At 60.0% G+C, this 2364-nt stretch carries 3 protein-coding genes; all 3 read left to right on the top strand.

The window, feature by feature from the left end; translation table 11 throughout:
• The coding region (locus WA354_RS19085) for a phosphorylase family protein (protein WP_472814606.1) at window positions 1–299 on the top strand (299 nt) is incomplete at its 5' end.
• A 34-nt stretch (window positions 300–333) separates the two neighbouring features.
• Complete coding sequence (locus WA354_RS19080) at window positions 334–1479, top strand: zinc-dependent dehydrogenase (RefSeq protein WP_472814605.1); 1146 nt, start codon at window positions 334–336, stop codon at window positions 1477–1479.
• Between the two features lie 340 nt (window positions 1480–1819).
• Window positions 1820–2364, top strand: a 545-nt coding sequence (locus tag WA354_RS19075; protein WP_472814607.1) for an alcohol dehydrogenase catalytic domain-containing protein, incomplete at its 3' end; no start/stop codon positions are given.

The following is a 2364-nucleotide window of genomic DNA, read 5'->3' as shown; positions in this document are numbered from 1 at the left end:
GCCTTGCCTCGACCTATAAGGCCTCCCTGGTCGACATGGAAGCTGCCGCGATTGCCCGCCTCGCCGCCATGCGCGGCATCCCTTTCTACGCCATCAAGGGCGTAAGCGATCCGCTCGACGCAAAGTTGCCTGATTTCAATCGTTTTATCGACACAAACGGCCAGTTTCAGACCTCTAAGTTTGTTCTTTTTGCTCTCCTTAGACCATGGATATGGCCCGCACTCGTCAAAATGGGCGAAAATAGTAGAAAGGCTTCCCAATGCATTGCGGAGCGGCTCCACGAACTCCTGAGCGAATGACGAAATAATGACGAGTGAGGTCACACCAACCCGCATGGCTACCCAAACCACCAGCGCCCAGAGTCATATCGCCACCCGAATTCCCAGCACCATGCGCGCCGTAGTCTACCGCGGCATCAACGACATGCGCGTCGAAACCGTTCCGGTCCCTGCCATCGGCCCAGGCGAATTGCTGGTTAAAGTCGCCACCTGCGGCATCTGCGGAACGGACCTGAAGAAGATCCATACCGGCTCCCACTCCGCCCCGCGCATCTTCGGCCACGAAATGTCGGGCACCGTTGTCGCCGTGGGCGAAGGTGTAACCCGCTATAAAGGTGGCGAGCGCGTTGTGGTTCACCACCACGTCCCCTGCGGCGAATGCTTCTATTGCCGCAAAGGCACCCCTGCACAGTGTCCGCTCTACAAGAAGGTTGGCGTTACCGCCGGCTTCGAACCATCCGGTGGTGGCTTCGCGGAGTATATTCGCGTGATGGACTGGGTCGCCTCCAGTTGCGGCGTAGTACCCATCCCCGACGGAGTCCCTTTCGAGCAGGCCGCCTTCGTTGAGCCCGTCAACACCGTGCTCAAGGGTGTGAAGATGCTCAATCTGCGTGCGGACGACACCGTTCTCGTGATCGGCCAGGGACCAATAGGCCTGATGCATGCCGTGCTCGCCAGCCGTACCGGCGCCCGTGTGCTCACATCCGATCTCTATCCTGAACGCCACGCCATCGCCGCCAAATATGGGCTCAAAGATCCCATCCACGCAGGCAGCGAAAACGTAGTGGAACGCGTCCTGGCCGAAACAGATGGCCGCGGGGCCGATGCCGTTATCCTCGCCGTCGGCGGCAACGCCCTGATCCGGACCGCAATGGACGCCGCGCGCTGCGGCGGCAAGGTCATGCTTTTCGCTCAGACCCAGCGCGGCGACGCAACTTTTGATCCCGGCGTGGTTTGTATGGACGAGAAGACCCTGATGGGGTCCTACTCGTCTTCGTTCGATCTTCTCGACGAAGTCACCGATCTTGTCTTCAACGGATACCGCAATGGATTTGACTTGACGCAACTCGTCTCGCATCGTTTTCCGCTCGACGAAGCTATTACGGCAATCGATATCGCATCGCATCCCAAAGCCGACTCGATGAAGATTATGATTGAGCCCGTTACCGGCGAAGGAGCAAAGTGCGCGGGAGCAAAGTAATGGGTCCTTTGCCGGACTTCTGCAGTTGCACTTCCGCAGGCTCGTTCTCAGGTATCGGGCCTCTCAAGCGTCGCAGCTTCCCGACCGAGCCAGCGAGTGAGCTTTTCCGCAGCCGCTCGTGGAGGGATCGATGCCAAAGACGGTAAAGGACACCATTCAACGCGGCCGCTCGACGGTCGAGGATGTCCTCCAGGTTGGCCGCAGCACCGTTGGTGATGTGCTCCAGATAGGCCGCAATACCGTCGAGGAAGTCATCCACGTTGGCAGGAGCACCGTTGAAGAGGTCATTCAGGTCGGCCGCAATACGGTCGAGTCCGCGCGTCAACTGCGTCAGGGAACCATGCAGGCCGCGGTCCTGCACGGCCGGCAGGATATTCGCATCGAAGACGTGCCAGTTCCTCGCGCAGCCCCCGGCGAGCTGATTGTCCGCGTAGGAGCCGCTCTTACTTGTGGAACAGACCTGAAAGTCTTTCGACGCGGCTACCATGCCCGCATGATCGTCCCCCCGGCACTCTTCGGCCACGAGCTGGCAGGAACGGTCGTCGAGGTTGGAGAAGGCGTTGAAGGTTTCCCCAGTGGCAGCCGTGTAGTGGCCCTTAATTCCGCTCCCTGTGGTCAGTGTTATTTCTGCCAGCACGGCCAGGAAAATCTTTGCGACGATCTGCTCTTCAACAACGGTGCCTACGCCGAGTTCATCCGCATCCCGTCTCGCATCGTTGCCAAGAACACCCTGCACATTCCCGATCACGTGCCTCTCGAGCACGCCGCGCTCACTGAGCCGCTGGCTTGCGCCGTACACGGGTTCGAAGACTCCCGCCCCTATCCCGGCGCCATCGTCGCCATCATCGGCGGCGGCCCGCTGGGACTCATGATGCTCCACGTGGC

Source organism: Occallatibacter sp. (assembly GCF_049802275.1).
GTDB lineage: Bacteria > Acidobacteriota > Terriglobia > Terriglobales > Acidobacteriaceae > Telmatobacter.
Note: the sequence above shows the minus strand (reverse complement) of the source record. Positions and strands in the feature narration are given on the sequence as shown.